At 40.7% G+C, this 14,787-nt stretch carries 15 protein-coding genes; 12 read left to right on the forward strand and 3 right to left on the reverse strand.

The window, feature by feature from the left end; all coding sequences use genetic code 11:
• Positions 1–382: 382 nt before the first annotated feature.
• From NSMS1_RS07655 to NSMS1_RS07710, 12 genes are all read left to right on the forward strand, one after another.
• A complete protein-coding gene (locus NSMS1_RS07655) occupies positions 383–1,195 on the forward strand; it encodes a radical SAM protein (RefSeq protein ID WP_224092301.1) in 813 nt (270 codons plus the stop codon).
• 125 nt (positions 1,196–1,320) lie between these two features.
• Positions 1,321–1,944 (forward strand): 4Fe-4S single cluster domain-containing protein, encoded by a 624-nt coding sequence (locus NSMS1_RS07660; RefSeq protein ID WP_224092303.1) that lies wholly within the window; start codon positions 1,321–1,323, stop codon positions 1,942–1,944.
• A gap of 98 nt (positions 1,945–2,042) precedes the next feature.
• Positions 2,043–2,486: an urease accessory protein UreE gene (gene ureE / locus NSMS1_RS07665; RefSeq protein WP_224092305.1), complete on the forward strand. Its 444-nt coding sequence runs from the start codon at positions 2,043–2,045 to the stop codon at positions 2,484–2,486.
• Positions 2,464–3,153 carry an urease accessory protein UreF gene (locus tag NSMS1_RS07670; protein WP_224092307.1) on the forward strand — a complete coding sequence of 230 codons (690 nt, stop codon included), beginning with the start codon at positions 2,464–2,466 and terminating at the stop codon, positions 3,151–3,153. The genes ureE and NSMS1_RS07670 overlap by 23 nt, the downstream gene beginning before the upstream one ends.
• A gap of 105 nt (positions 3,154–3,258) precedes the next feature.
• Positions 3,259–3,462 (forward strand): DUF6888 family protein, encoded by a 204-nt coding sequence (locus tag NSMS1_RS07675; protein WP_224092309.1) that lies wholly within the window; start codon positions 3,259–3,261, stop codon positions 3,460–3,462.
• On the forward strand, positions 3,449–3,643 hold the full coding sequence (locus NSMS1_RS07680; RefSeq protein WP_224092310.1) for a DUF6887 family protein: 195 nt from the start codon (positions 3,449–3,451) through the stop codon (positions 3,641–3,643). Before NSMS1_RS07675 ends, NSMS1_RS07680 begins: the two co-directional genes overlap by 14 nt.
• Positions 3,644–3,799: 156 nt before the next feature.
• Positions 3,800–4,396, forward strand: coding sequence for an urease accessory protein UreG (gene ureG, locus NSMS1_RS07685; protein ID WP_224092312.1), 597 nt, complete (start codon positions 3,800–3,802; stop codon positions 4,394–4,396).
• Between the two features lie 137 nt (positions 4,397–4,533).
• A complete protein-coding gene (locus NSMS1_RS07690) occupies positions 4,534–5,346 on the forward strand; it encodes an inositol monophosphatase family protein (RefSeq protein WP_224092314.1) in 813 nt (270 codons plus the stop codon).
• A gap of 244 nt (positions 5,347–5,590) precedes the next feature.
• On the forward strand, positions 5,591–6,532 hold the full coding sequence (locus NSMS1_RS07695) for a J domain-containing protein (protein WP_224092315.1): 942 nt from the start codon (positions 5,591–5,593) through the stop codon (positions 6,530–6,532).
• 259 nt (positions 6,533–6,791) lie between these two features.
• Positions 6,792–8,006: an ATP phosphoribosyltransferase regulatory subunit gene (locus NSMS1_RS07700; RefSeq protein ID WP_224092316.1), complete on the forward strand. Its 1,215-nt coding sequence runs from the start codon at positions 6,792–6,794 to the stop codon at positions 8,004–8,006.
• Positions 8,007–8,093: 87 nt separating this feature from the next.
• Positions 8,094–8,318: an indolepyruvate ferredoxin oxidoreductase subunit alpha gene (locus tag NSMS1_RS07705; protein WP_067766133.1), complete on the forward strand. Its 225-nt coding sequence runs from the start codon at positions 8,094–8,096 to the stop codon at positions 8,316–8,318.
• 465 nt (positions 8,319–8,783) lie between these two features.
• Entirely contained in the window at positions 8,784–9,629 is an 846-nt protein-coding gene (locus tag NSMS1_RS07710) for a PEP-CTERM sorting domain-containing protein (protein WP_224092317.1), read from the forward strand.
• 349 nt (positions 9,630–9,978) lie between these two features.
• On the opposite strand, the gene NSMS1_RS07720 is transcribed toward NSMS1_RS07710, so the two are convergent.
• The 3 genes from NSMS1_RS07720 to NSMS1_RS07730 form a co-directional block, all read right to left on the reverse strand.
• A complete protein-coding gene (locus NSMS1_RS07720) occupies positions 9,979–10,719 on the reverse strand; it encodes a class I SAM-dependent methyltransferase (protein WP_224092318.1) in 741 nt (246 codons plus the stop codon).
• A gap of 26 nt (positions 10,720–10,745) precedes the next feature.
• Positions 10,746–12,314 (reverse strand): metallophosphoesterase family protein, encoded by a 1,569-nt coding sequence (locus tag NSMS1_RS07725; RefSeq protein ID WP_224092319.1) that lies wholly within the window; start codon positions 12,312–12,314, stop codon positions 10,746–10,748.
• 108 nt (positions 12,315–12,422) lie between these two features.
• Positions 12,423–14,255 (reverse strand): ABC transporter ATP-binding protein, encoded by a 1,833-nt coding sequence (locus NSMS1_RS07730; protein WP_224092320.1) that lies wholly within the window; start codon positions 14,253–14,255, stop codon positions 12,423–12,425.
• Between the last annotated feature and the right edge of the window lie 532 nt (positions 14,256–14,787).

A 14,787-nucleotide genomic window follows, 5' to 3' on the forward strand; every position in this document is an offset into this window, starting at 1 on the left:
TAGCAGGTTTTTAACAGACAGAGTAAATAAAAAAGGGAAAAATAATTAAAATCAATAAATGCCATAGAACTAGCAAATTTATGACGAAAATTAGTCAATTGGTAATACTCATCTCCACAATTATCCACAACTATAACTCACATTTGTTACAGACATGATAAGGGAATAGGTAAGTAAGGGGGTGAGGGGGATGTAGCTTTAGCTTCTCTTTCAGAGACGCTACCGCGAACCCGCAGGGTGGGAGTAGAGGGAGATGAGGAAGAGTAACTATGGACTATTAACTGTTGACTGTTGACTAATAACCTCACAACTTCCTCATGTTATAGCTATAAAGTTTTGCTAATGACTCTTAGGCGATCGCCATTATGGTGATAGAACAAATATGAGTGCAACGCAATCCACACCAAGTCCCAAGTGTTCCTCTGTGTATGGGCCTGTCAAATCTTGGCGATTTGGAAATTCTTTGGGTATCGATCCGATTGGGGTTGTGTCTACCTGCTCGTTTAACTGTGTTTACTGTCAGTTAGGAAAAATTCAAACACATACCAGTCAGCGTCAGATTTTTGTGCCTACATCCCAAATTATTGAGGATTTGCAAGCGCTTACTCTTGATGAACAAGTAGATGTAGTTACCCTCAGTGGAAGTGGCGAACCTACTTTAGCATTAAATTTAGGGGAAATTTTGGCGATCGCAAAACAACTCACAAAACGACCAACAGTAGTTTTAACCAACGCCACATTACTCAGAAATACTCAAGTCCGTCATGCTTTAAAATCAGCAGACATTGTTGCTGCTAAATTAGACGCAATTTCGTCAAATCAATTGCAGCGCGTCAACCAACCTGTAGCGACAATTAATTTACCACACATCCTTGCAGGTATCGAACAATTTCGAGGGGAATATCCAGGGACTCTAGCTATTCAAACTATGGTGTTGTCTCCTTGGACAACGGAAATGATAGAAATTTACATTCAACTTATACAGCGTTTACAACCTAATGAAATTCAACTTAACGTTCCCACTCGTCCCCGTACCTTAGTTCGACAATTAGAAGCAAGAGGGAATGATGCAACTGGATTAATCTCTGAGGCTATGCACCAACTTAAATGTATCAGTGCTGAGATTATCACCACACTAGCTAACACAATCAACTGTGCGACAAATATTCCAGTACGGTACGCGCCGATGAATTAGGGAAGATGAGGGGGATGAGGGGGATGAGAAGCCAAATTAAACAAAGCAGATAAGGGATCAAATTCTTTCCCCACTCCCCCCACTCCCTCCATAGCTAACACACCACAATTCCAAGGAGGAAATATATGGAAACTCAATCAACCAACCCATCAATTACACTTCCAGAAATTCCCCCTGGCTATCTCAACATCATGGGTTACATTGATGAGTCAGAGGTAAATGGCCCCGGTTGTCGTGCTGTTGTTTGGGTGCAAGGTTGTCCCCGTGAGTGTCCGGGGTGCTTTAATCCTGATTCTTGGCCATTTGAAGTCAACCAATTAGTTTCTGTAGATTCTCTCGTCGAGCAAATTTTGAGCAAACCGCAAAATCAAGGCGTAACATTCTCTGGCGGAGAACCATTTTATCAAGCAACAGCATTGGCGGAACTCGCGCGTAAGTTGAAAGCTGCTGGTTTAAATGTCATGTCATTTACAGGCTTCACCCTCAAACAATTACAATCTGAATCTGCGCCTCCTGGTTCTCAAGCATTATTAGAACAACTAGATATCTTAATTGATGGGCCGTTTGTTGAGTCTTTAGCAATCAATTCTCCAGATTCTCCTGTTTCTTCCCGAAATCAAAAAGTTCGCGTTTTTAACCCCGCCTTTGCAGATAAAATTACTTGGGCTAGTGACCAAATAGAAGTCCATATCCTCAAAGATGGGAATCGTATTGTTACGGGGTATCAAGGTTGGTTGGAATTGACATGATTAATTTGTAATGGGCTAACGCCCCGCTCCGCTAACGTAATTCGTAATTGGGTTTTGTGTAGGCTATATACTTTGACACAAAACCTTTTTTAATAGTTATGTTGACTTTAACGCAACTTAAACCAGCAAATCCTGATTTAGCAGTTACTCTGACTTTGGCGCTGACAGCAGAAGAACGGACTCGCTCTCGTCACCGTTTTGAGGTAGAAGATGGAAAGGTAGTATTTTTACGCTTACCTAGAGGTACAGTTTTGCGGGATGGGGATATCCTTCAAGATGAAACTAATGAAAATTTAATTAGAGTTGTAGCTAAACCAGAACCAGTGTTAACTGTGATTGCTTCAACTCCGCTTTTGTTGATGCGAGCAGCTTATCATTTAGGTAATCGTCATGTGCCTGTCGAGATTACCTCAAATTATTTACGTTTATTGCCTGATCCAGTGTTGCGTACAATGTTAGAACACATGGGGTTAGAAATTACTGCCGAAGTTCTTCCCTTTCAGCCAGAATTAGGTGCTTATGGACACCATCACGCTCACTGATAGCCATTTTTTACATATATTACAACTAGCTAGTTCTACTTTACCTGTAGGAGCGTACAGCTATTCCGAAGGGTTAGAGACATTAGTAGAAAATGGAGCGATCGCTAATCAAGGTACTCTGCAACAATGGTTAGAAGCTGAATTAAAATACGGGGCAATTCGCCTAGAAGCGGCTGTGATGGTAAGAGCCATGCAGGCTGCCACAATAGGAGAGATGGAAACATTACGCTATTGGAATTTTTGGTTATCTGCGGCCAGAGAAACCCAAGAATTACGCAACTCTAGCTGGCAGATGGGGCGATCGCTCATGCAGTTACTTAGTACAATACAACCACAAATTCAACCTTTCGCTGAGACTGTAGGCAATCCTTGTAATTATGCGGTTGCTTTTGGTATTGCTGCTGCTCATTGGCAAATTGATATTCCAGTTTCATTATTAGCATACCTACATAGTTGGGTAACTAATTCAATTACTGCGGGTGTCAAACTCATCCCCTTGGGACAAACAGCCGGACAAGAATTATTACTACAATTACAACCCTTAATTATTCATACAGAAGTAGAAATCATAGCTTTAAAAGATGACGAAATTGCTTGTTGTAGTTGGGGTTTATCCCTGGCAAGTATGCAGCACGAAACACAATATACTAGGTTATTTAGAAGTTGAGCTTAATGTGATGTTAATGGGAAAAGTAATTATGAACAATATACAGAATTACCTATTTAGATTAAGATTTAAATTAAAATAAATTGTAAAAATTATCACAATAAAGTGCCATCAAAGCCAACCTCTAGTCAAGCAATAGCTTGTGTTTATATTTGTCAGTCCCTATCAGATATGTTGCAGCCAATACAATTATTTAGATATGATGAATTATATAAACATATATTTACATTAGCTGGTATTAACGAGGGGATAGAAGTAATCATTTTTGAAAATGGAGAATGGGAGTTTAACGAAAATGACCAAACTTGATTTTGGACAAATGACCCGTCAAGAATTAAAAGCATATATCCGAGAAAACCCTACTGATGATGAAGCAATCAGAGAATTATTTCTTAAACGCCGTAGCCCTCATACTAAAATCTATCCTTCCCCAGAAAACATGACTAAGGAAGAGTTGTTAGATATTTTTAGACAAAAAAATGATAGTTAAGTACAGAATGAAATTACAACAGCAAAGATAAAAAATTATAAACGGTTTTCTTATTAGAGGCAATAAAGTGAATTAATTTTATTGTTTTTACTTTATCTTTACAAAAGGCAAGCGCCGTTAGAGGTGCTTGACTTAAGAACTATTTGCAAAGAACATATGAACGCTTTTCGTGTTGGGGTAGCTGGCCCAGTTGGTTCAGGGAAAACGGCTTTAGTCGATGCTTTGTGTAAAGCGTTGCGCGATCGCTATAAATTGGCGGTGGTGACAAATGATATATATACTCAAGAAGACGCTCAATTTTTGGTACGTTCTCAAGCTTTGACTAGCGATCGCATTTTAGGTGTAGAAACTGGCGGTTGTCCACACACGGCAATTCGAGAAGATGCTTCGATGAATTTGGCAGCAATCGAACAGCTAGAACAACGTTTTACCGATTTAGATTTAGTCTTTTTAGAGAGTGGTGGAGATAATTTAGCCGCTACCTTTAGTCCTGAATTAGTAGATTTAACAATTTATGTAATTGATGTTGCCGCAGGTGATAAAATCCCCCGTAAAGGCGGCCCAGGAATTACCAAATCCGATTTATTAGTAATCAATAAAACTGACCTTGCACCTTACGTTGGTGCAGATTTAAACGTCATGGAAAGAGACGCAAAAAAAATGCGTGGTGATAAACCCTTCATTTTTACCAACTTAAAAACTCAGCAAGGACTCACCAACGTAATTGAATTTGTCTGCACTCACATCTGTTGAGAAACCAAGATAAAAAAAATCACTATTGACTACTGACTATGGACTATGGACTAATGACTATGGACTCTTACGGGTTCGCTAGTCGCTCATGGGGGTTTCCCCCATGACCTCGCTAGCTCACTAATGACTAATGACCAATGACTAACCTACAAATTTTTCTCGACATTGCGACAGAAGCAGCTCTAGCTGCGGGTGCGGTTTTACAGGGTTACTTAGGTAAGGTAGAAGACGCAGTTACAGAAAAAGGTCGTCCCGGTGATTTAGTTACCGCCGCCGATAAAGCTTCGGAAGCAGTAATTTTAGAAGTTTTGCGTCGTCACTTTCCTCAACACTCAATTCTGGCTGAGGAGTCGGGGAAACTGGGAAATCAAGATAATGAATATCTTTGGGCGATAGATCCCCTTGATGGGACGACTAATTATGCTCACCAATACCCTGCTTTTTGCGTATCTATTGGGTTATTAATTAATGGTGTTCCCCAAGTAGGGGCAATTTACGACCCCTTTCATGATGAATTATTCCGTGCGGCGGCTAGTTTAGGTGCGACACGCAACCGTCATCCTATTAAAGTTTCCAATACATCGGCATTAAACAAAAGCTTATTAGTAACTGGATTCGCCTACGATCGCCGCGAAACATCAGATAATAACTATGCAGAATTTTGTCATCTTACCCATCTCACCCAAGGCGTGAGGCGTAGCGGTTCAGCAGCCTTAGATTTAGCTCATGTGGCTTGTGGGCGAGTCGATGGTTATTGGGAAAGAGGAATAGCGCCTTGGGATGTCGTCGCTGGGGTCATTTTGTTACAAGAAGCAGGCGGTAAAGTTACTGCTTATGATGGGACTCCTTTAAAAATTGAGTCTGGTAGGATTCTGGCAACTAATGGTTATCTTCATAACAATTTAAGTCAGGCATTGATGCAAACGCCACCCCTGTCAGCTTGGGAGTAATTCGTTATAATCTGTAGCTCTGATTTACTTACGTAGTATCTACGAGAAATTACTGATAAAATAAATTAGTTGTTTTGTTATCTCCCTTCTCATATTGGGAGATTGGAGGTTTTCCTTCTGCCTCCCCAATAAATTAAAGATTCACAAAGAGTAGCAAATATTTTCTATAAACCACTGACGTTTACCCGATCAAGCGCAGTAAACTAGAAAAAATCTTACGGCTCTCTTGGTGCAAAACCGCTATATGTCTCTCAGAATAGATCGTGGATTATTTCGATACGATTTCATAGACCATCACGCAATCTTGTGTGTAAGTGTTGACGCGGATGTCAAAGAAATCCGCAAGCGATATCTGAAAATTGCTCGTCACTTACACCCCGATAGCAGTGCTATCACCACCGAGACAGAAAAAAAATTAGCCAGCGAACTATTATCCAAGTTGGTTAACCCAGCTTACGAGACACTATCAGCAGAAAGAACTCGTTCTGAGTACATCATAGTGTTATCGCAAATAGGTAAGCGCTTATTACAAGAATCGGCTTCGATAGAACTGACTACTGATTTAGGCAAACAGCTAGCATCAGCGCCCAATGTTGATCTACTTTATAAAAGTGCGATCGCCAAAATTGCAGAAACTCAGTATAGTTCGCTCAAAGAGGTGATTACTGTCATTTCTCAAATCAGCGAGTTAAATTTGGTTTACTTAATGCGGACGGCTGGGAAAACTTTTGCTGCACCAGCCGCTAAACCTTTGGTTAACCCTACTTCCACCCCAACAAAGGATGCGTCACCACCTCCACCAGAACCTCCTAAAGAAGACTCATCTATTGAACAGTATCTACGCCGCGCTCAAACTTTGATTGACAAAAATCAATTTTCCCCAGCCGAAGTAGAGTTAAAAGACGCGCTGAAAATAGCACCTAAGAGTAGCCGTTGTCATAGTTTGTTGGCCTTTGTTTATCTCAAGCAAAATAAACTGAAAATGGCCAAAATTCATTTTGATAATGCACTCAAGTTAGATCCTCAAGATAAAACAGCGTTAGCGTGGAAACCTAAAATAGATAAGGCTCTAGGTCAACAACCTAGTAGTTCTAATGCCAATACATCTGCCAATAATAGCAATAAACAGCCAGAGAAATCTGGAGGTGGTTTGTTCGGTGGGTTGTTTGGTGGTAAGAAAAAGTAGTTAGTTATTCAAGCTAAGTGCTATTACAGGATAGCCGCAGGTTCTTAAACCAAATTGGATAGATTGTTTTGATTCAAACTACTGAAATAGACCATGAATCAAAGGTTTTCCATCCTCAATCTAAAATCTAAAATCCAAAATTGGTATAACCTTCAAAATGGTATGATACACCAGCTGATTATTAGCAACCACAAGGTACTTGAGGCAAATCTTTCTAGTCGCGTGTACATCAGCGTGGGAATCACAAAACGGAGGATTAATGGTGTATCAACCAGCAGCGGGAGCAAGGGATTTATTACCCTTAGATGTTGCTCAAAAACGCTGGATTGAAGATAAGTTACAACAAGTGTTTCACCGTTGGGGTTATCACAGAATCATCACCTCAACATTGGAACGTATGGATACTTTGATGGCGGGTGAAGCAATTCAACGTCAGATGGTAATTCAACTGCAAAATTCAGAGGATGAAGAATTAGGGCTGCGTCCAGAGTTGACAGCTTCTATTGCTCGTGCTGTTGTTACACGCATGGCAAATGTTACTTATCCGCAGCGCCTGTACTATAATGCCAACGTCTTCCGCCGCATCTGGGAAAATCGCCATAATCGCCAACAAGAGTTTTATCAAGCTGGCGTGGAATTATTGGGTGTTGGTGGACTGTTGGCTAATGCAGAAGTTTTGCTGTTAGTGGGTAATTGCTTGACAGCACTAGGTTTGCAGGATTGGCATTTAATTTTAGGTGAAGCAGGAATCACGCGATCGCTTTTGAATGCTTTCCCTGTAAATATACGTGCCAAAGTTCGCAGTGCGATCGCTCATCTTGATCGCATTACTATAGATACTCTGCCTTTAACTGACGAACTGCGCGAACGTGCCAGAATTATGCTAGATTTGCGCGGAAACAGCGCCGATGTATTGCAGAAAGTCAGTAGCTTAAATTTAGACGCAGAACAACAAGAAGCGGTCAACAATCTCAAATCTTTAGTAGAGTTATTAGAATCTGGGGGTCAATTTCCCGTAATCCTTGACCTGAGCCTGATTCAAACCATAGACTACTACACGGGTATTGTCTTTGAAATTGTTAGCAGTACCGATGCACAAGCCAGAACTTTAGGGCGTGGTGGACGTTACGACCAACTTTTAGGGCTGTATCATCCCCAAGGAGAAAATATTCCAGGGATTGGATTTGTCCTCAACATCGAAGATTTATATCAAGTTCTGTTATCTACTCAGCAATTACCACACCAAACTCCGGCCAGTGATTGGTTAGTTGTCCCAGAAACACCAAAAGCCCATAGTGCAGCCTTAGCCTACGCACAAAAGCTACGTGAATCTGCTGAGTTAGTTAGAGTAGAAATAGACTTAGGCGGTAAAGATAAGCCAGCCATTCAACAATACGCTCGCGATCGCGGTATTGCCCAGATCGCTTGGATTAAAGCCGACGGATCACCAATAATTGAAAAGGTAAGTCCATAGTCCATAGTCCATAGTCCATAGTTAAAAAATCTTTTGACTGTTGACTGTTGACTAATGACTAATGACTAATGACTAAAGAGAGGGAATATGCCACACACTATTGTTACTGATGTTTGTGAAGGTGTTGCTGACTGCGTAGATGCTTGTCCAGTAGCTTGTATTCATGACGGGCCTGGTAAAAATGCTAAGGGAACTGACTGGTACTGGATTGATTTCTCTACTTGTATTGATTGTGGTATCTGTCTACAAGTATGCCCAGTAGAAAATGCGATCGTTCCAGAAGAAAGACCTGATTTACAAAAAACACCGTAATTACAGTTACGTACTTAAGGAACTTATTTTTATTAGCAGGCATCTTCTTCACTGAAGATTGCCTATTTTTTTGGTAAAAGTACAGAATCCTAATTGATACCAAATTTGATTAGTTACTTACAATATGGTTGGTTTAGTTGGTAATTGTCTTTTACTATTACCAATTACTCATAACCCATTACCAACCCTCACAATTTGGTAAGTGTTTAAGCGGACATGATATGAAATTATCAAAAAATATAAAAGATTGGTAAATTTATTGTAAATAATAAACAGCATCATAGTAATTTAACAATAATTACACGGTTGCGGACTTAACTAGTCAATCTTTTTGTGTTAATAATGGACTGTCTACTAACATGATTATTGATTGATATTCACTAAAATCATAACAGCTTATTAACTAAACTACTTTATCTAAGGTGGTAAAAGTACTTACATATTAAAAAATAATAATAAGAACTCATGAAAAGGCTAAGTGTTTTACCTACTGTTCAGTTCTGCGTTTTGAGTCTGTCTTGTGGAGCAATTAACTTGCTACCACTTCAAAAAGCTACAGCCGCAACCCTTGACCTTACCTTTACACGCTTGAAATTGAAAGGACAAGAAGTAATTAATTTGAATTTAGAAAATAAAGCCGGAACCGCTATTTATATAGCCAGTCTACCAACTGATTATGATATTACTGCTATTAAAATCAGTGACATAAATCTACGTGGAGGTTCTCCAGGTAAGTTTAGTGGTTTTGATTTAGATGCAATCAAAATCAGTAAGCAGTTGATTACTGATCTTGAACAGATCAAAACACTTCCAGGAGGATTAGACGTATTTGATTTCACTCCAGCAGGTACTATTTTTACACCAGGACAAAAGCGTGATCCTGGCAATTCAAAGTTCAGTCCTTTATTTCGAGGCGACTATTTATTCGGCTCTAAAAAATGTGGTGGTACTATCTGTGTAGATAACAATATTGCCACATTAGATAATTTCGATGCCTTTGCCACAACTGATGCAAGAGCCAGAGGATTTATAAGCCTTGGTGATAAGGGGGAACTTTTATTTAACCTTACCAAAACAATCTCTAGCCTTAAACAAGAACCACTATATTTATATATTGGCGAAGTAGGAGCTAATAAAGAAGAAGCAACGGGTCGGATAACTGCGTTTGGCAGAAAAAGGAGGGTTCCAGAACCCTCTGACTTAGGTGCTTTATCTCTAATGGGACTCTACTTAACAACACGTATCAAGAAGAGAAAGAAGCCTGCTTCCCTGTTCAGATGCGGGAGGCTGAAGAGGCTATTTATAAAGTAAAAATAAAATTCCACACCAGCGTTTAAAGTCTTCTGGCTTTAAGCTTTTTACTTATTTATATGTCATTAATGCTACCCAACTCTCACTTATTTGTCCCAGGTATTTGGGACTTTTGCAAGAGGTCTATTGAATAGCTGTATCAACTCTGTCCCGAAAATTTTCGATAGTACCAACTGATTTCCTGACTCGGTTTTTGATCGGAAATCAATAATGTTCAATATCGTTTCGCTTGCTGTACAAAAGCTATAGGATTTAGAAATAGTAAATGTTTTCGGAGAGTGCCAGAAGAAGGATATATTTAACCACGAAGTTACAGAGGTACAGAGTTAATAGGATGTGCATTGCTACCTTATAAATGGGATTTTTCAAATATCATTAAATGCTGTTGAGGTAATATATTTTTAGTTTCTCGCCACGTTAACCCAACAGTCGCCATTTCTTCCTTGACTTGTTTTTGCGTCATCTTGTGCAGACGCTTAATCATAATAAAAGGATTTTCGCCTCTGTACTCCACTAATGCTACCCTACCACCTGGTTTGAGTGCTTTGACAATCCCCTGCATGACTTCTTGGGGATATTCAAACTCATGGTAAGCATCAACCATCAACGCTAAATCTACACTTGCTGGTAGAAGGTGAGGATTATCTGGTGTTGCCAAAATAGGCTCAACATTGGTGATATTCTTCTCTTGTGTGAAAAACTCTAAAATTTCCAACATTTCCGGCTGAATATCTACAGCAAATACTTTTCCATCTGTCAGCAAAGGTGCAATTTGTAAGCTAATGTAACCTGTTCCTGCACCTATATCTGCTACAACATCATCTGATTTTAAATTGAGGCTGTTAATTAACTTACTCGGCTGTTCCTCAACTTCCCGGCTGGGTCTTTCTAACCAACCTGCACCTGTATGTCCCATGAATTTGGCAATTTCCCGCCCCATGTAATATTTACCAATACCATCGGGACTATGAATAGCGCGTTGTTCGTACACAGATGAAGGACTCGCTGTGGTAGCAGCAGTATCCACCAGCCAACACCCGATAATTAAGCCAACAATTGCTAAAAAATGCCACACTCTATAAATCATCACCACACCCTAAAAATGTTGTTCCCTTCTTAAATTACAAAACTTTTTAATTCACGCTGACCCCATTCTTCCCCAACTCTTTCTGCTACCAAAGGTCTGACAATAAACTTAGGTGAATGACCATCTTTAACATCAACTCGCACACCAGAATAAGCTAGTCGCTTTTGGAAATTTTGTTCACTACGTCCTACATATAGTATTGAGTCTGCAACTTTCCGCAGAGAACGGCTATTAAAATCATCAAAAATTTCCATTAATTCCGTCCCTTCGGAGCGTTGGCGACGAGGACGGCGACCGCTACCACCAGAAATAATACAATTGATGTGGGAGTCGGCATAGCCTGTATCAACTGTGCAAAGATGTTCTAAACAGTGGGCATGACCGTTAAAAATTACATCCACAATGGGGCGTTCTTTAACTAAAGAACCAAGAGTTTCTGCAACTTGGTCGAGTACCCAACGCAAGCGGTGACGCACGGCTAATGTTTGCGCCTGACTCCACTTAGTCGCCTCTGTCACGTAGGGGGGATGGTGGAAAAAGAGGATTCTTCCTCTAACTTCCTTGGTGTTCCAAGATTCAATTAATCGCTGGCGTAACCAGTCTAGTTGTTCAAAGTCGATGTTTAGCGTGTTGTGGGATGCGAGTTGTTTTTCAATGTCAATTTTTACTTCATTGATTTGGTCTAACTTGGCGCTGAGGTCGTCGAGTTGTTCAGCATCATCGGGTTTGTCTGGATTTAGGCGATCGCACTGGGCTAAAATCTGTACTTCTTCGGTGTCTATTTCTTGGCGACGCTTTTGCAACTCCCGACGGTAAATATCTCCAGCTTGGGTTGTGGGTAAAGGCGAGGGTTCATTCCAAGTATTAGAATCAAGGGCAAAAAAATCAATCCCACCGTAACGGAAACTGTAATAACGGTTGGGTACACGGGTAAAAATTCCTGGCAAATAACGCAGACAACGACCATTATCAGTTTTACCAGTGTAGTGTAAATCTAAATAACGCGGTAAATTTTCTGGGGCGATCGCAGCGAGATAATCAATAAAAGCTCTAGCATAAGCATCACCTTGATTAGAACCATGCCAACCAATTTCAAAATCCTTGTAACGTAGCATCCGCCGTAACCGTAAGGTGCTACCAGTTAACCAGCGATACATCTTAGGCACATCATAATAGTCGTGATTGCCTGGGACTGGTAAAAACGGTAGATTAAAAATCATGCGATCGTAAGCAATATGCTCATGATTCTCACCACCAATCAAAAATTCCCGGTAAGGTTCGATAAAACTGGTCGGGTAATACTCATGGGAACCTACAACATAAATCACATCGCCAGTGTGTAGTACAAAACGGCACTCATCCTTATGTGCCAACATCATTTCTGCGACTTTTCTTTGGGGATGCTGTCCGTAATGTGGCTTTGTACCACTATCACCAATGACCATAAACGAAAATTCTGGGTCATCATCCCGGCCATCGTCTATTACCAGACTAGTTTGGTCAATTCCTCGCTGCACAAGACTCGGATGCTTCCATCGCACCCTTTCCTTCATCTTCTGAATTTTTACAGGAATTGATGGTTCAGAAATTAGTTTCATAGGTAAGTACCGCTAATCATTTTTTTAACGTAGAGGGATGCAAAGTCTTCTCCGCGTTCCTCTGCGCCTACCTCCGCGTTCCTCTGCGTTGAGAAAAAAATCCCCTCCTTATTGATAACCCGCAGCCTGTAACAAAAACAGCCTGGCATAAAGTCCACCATCGGCAAGTAACTCCTCATGAGTTCCCTGTTCTACCACTTCTCCATTTTCAACCACTAAAATTTTGTCAGCCATCCTCACAGTCGAAAAGCGATGGGAAATCAAGAATACCATTTGATTTTGAGTTACGGTGCGAAAATGGTTAAAAATCTCATACTCAGCTTGAGCATCTATGGCTGATGTCGGTTCATCTAAGACCAAAATATCAGCCTGAGTCCGCATAAAAGCACGGGCTAGAGCGATTTTTTGCCATTGTCCCCCTGATAATTCCTGCCCTCCCTTAAACCAACGTCCCAACTGCGTCTGAAAACTTGCAGGTAATTTTTCAATAAACTGTTGTGCTAGACCTTTCTCGGCTGCTACTTGCCAACGGTTGGTATCGCCTAAATTCTCCACATCACCCACACCAATATTTTCGCCCACTGTAAACTGGTAGCGGACAAAGTTTTGAAAAATTACCCCAATGCGACGGCGTAATGCGTCTACATTCCATTCTTGCAAGTCCACCCCATCTAATAAAATCCTGCCTGAGTCTGGTGTGTAAAGTCTGGTAAGTAGTTTTATTAAAGTAGTTTTGCCAGAACCATTCTCACCCACAATTGCCAGTTTTTCCCCAGGTTTTAAATGCAGGGATATATTGCGTAACGCGGTTTTAGAACTACCAGGATAAGTAAAAGAGACATTTTCAAACCGAACACCATCTTGGGGCTTGGTACCTCTAGTGGCGTTCCCCCAAGGTTGAGTGACTTTCTCTTCTAAAAACTCATACAGGTTAGAAAGATACAAGTTATCTTCATACATCCCACCAATGGAAGTGAGGGCGTTAGCAAAGGTAGACTGTCCTTGACGAAAGACGGTAATATACATCGTCATATCGCCCAAAGAAATCTCACCCAAAACCGTTTCTAGCACTATCCAGGCGTAGGCAACATAAAAGGCAGCCGTACTCACCAAACTTAGCAGATATCCCCACATTCCCCGGCGTACAGTTAAATCTCTGTCTTCGCCATATAGTTGATTAAATACATTGTGGTATCTGCCCAACAGCATCTGGCCTAGTTGATAGAGTTTGACTTCCGTCACGAAATCTTCTCTACCAAGTAAGTTCTCAATATAATGCTGCTGACGGGTTTCTGGCGCACGCCAACTAAATAAACGAAAGGCTTCACCAGCAAATCTAGTTTCGGATATAAATGCAGGCATAGCTGCCAAAATTAACACCAACACAGCCCATAGTGAGAAATTTACTAGCAAAACGCCGTAAGTCACCAATGACAGGGCATTCTGTACTAAACCAAAGGTGCGGTTAACTAAAGAAAGAGGACGTATTGAAGCTTCTCGTCGGGCGTTGGTAATTTTGTCATAAAACTCTGAATTTTCAAAATGAGTCAAATCCAAGGTTAAAGCTTTTTCTAAAATCAGGACATTGACTCGTTGACCAAGTAACACCCGCAATAAAGATTGGCAAATAGTCAACCCTCTTTGACTACCTGCTAGTAAAGCTACTGCGATCGCTTCCAAGCCCACATAAAATAATGGTTGGTAAATATTGACAACACCATTACCACCTGAGTTAACCTGTGATGACGTAACTACCGCATCCACAATTAACTTGCCGATATAGGCGATCGCCGCAGGTAACAGCCCAGCTACTAGAGTTAGAGTAGCCAGAATAATAGTCATAGTGCGGCTAGTAGTCCACACCAAGTTTATCGCTCTGCCGCTATAGCGAAAAACAGCCAGTGATTGGCGCAGGTTATTTCGTCGCTTTTTACTCATCATTATTCTTTTTATAGCGCGAATATACCATCCTTGCCTGTGTTTGCTATTGCTGGGGTATTGGCGACTGGGGACTGGGATCACTCACTACAAACAATTAAGTGAAACCGCTTACTCTTCTGTGACTTTACCCATAACTTTGCCGCTACTGGAACCATAACTTTGCCGTCAACAACACTATAACCCTTATTCTTGCGTCAGCTAATTCTGGATGAAATTGACACTTTGGAAGCATAACTTTGCCGTTAGTCCGAAATGGAAGGATAAGCTTGCCGTGAGTCCAATCAAGCATCGAAAGTAGGAAAGCATTGAATGTTTTAGGATTGAGCAGAAGCGGTTTATTCTGGTATGCGATAGAAACTTTCAACTATCAGTCTTGTGTCAGTAAGAGCTAATTTGTGAACTAAAGTAAAATACTTACTTTGTAAGGGTTTCGGAAATTTGAGTTAATACAGCGCTTATTCGCTGAAACTTCAACCTAGTCATAAGTTGAGTCTCCTTAAGATTTTATTTACTAATCAGCTTTAACTACTGA

The organism is Nostoc sp. MS1, from assembly GCF_019976755.1.
Taxonomy (GTDB): Bacteria; Cyanobacteriota; Cyanobacteriia; order Cyanobacteriales; family Nostocaceae; genus Trichormus.